Consider the following 670-nt stretch of genomic DNA (forward strand, 5'->3'; position numbering starts at 1 on the left):
TTCGTCAGCAGAAGCGACAACGCGATCACGAAGGCCCGGATAAGTGCGACAAAGTAGCTGACGCATTTCTTCCATATGGATCATTCAGGTATTCCAGAACAAGTTTGTGAACGACCGCTGGTGGCCGATCTCGGCCGTTTAGCGTATAGCAATTGTCGACTGCAGTCCGCGATCATAACAGGCGACCGGCCAGCCTCTGCTGCAGTCGGCTAACGGCCGGGTCAGACCTCGGTCTGCTCCGCGATCTCAAGGGCATCATCGACCTCGATCCCAAGATATCTCACGGTGCTCTCGAGCTTAGTATGCCCAAGAAGCAACTGAACTGCTCGAAGATTTTTAGTTCGCCGGTAGATGAGAGTCGCTTTTGTTCTGCGCATCGAATGTGTTCCGTAAGCGGTCGCATCTAGGCCGATCGATTCCACCCACTTAGTGACGATGCGCGCGTACTGGCGGGTAGACAGGTGTGGCGACTCGCTCACTCGGCTTGGGAACAGATACTGGCTTCCGGACAGCTGGTGCCGATCGATCCAGGCAAGCACCGAGTGAATCGCCCCGGGTTTTGTAGAGGCTCCATTGTTTGAGAGAATGGAGCTATGAAAAAGCAACCCAAGTATTCCCCTGAAGTCATCGAGCGCGCCGTGCGCATGGTCAGCGAAGCCGGCAGCCAGTA

1 pseudogene is annotated in these 670 nt (G+C 55.4%); it reads right to left on the reverse strand.

Annotated features, from left to right (window positions below):
• Positions 1 to 221: 221 nt before the first annotated feature.
• Positions 222 to 542, reverse strand: a pseudogene (locus C2862_RS25050) (tyrosine-type recombinase/integrase); the annotation flags it as partial.
• Positions 543 to 670 lie beyond the last annotated feature (128 nt).

It is taken from the genome of Massilia sp. Mn16-1_5, from assembly GCF_004798585.1.
GTDB lineage: Bacteria > Pseudomonadota > Gammaproteobacteria > Burkholderiales > Burkholderiaceae_D > Telluria.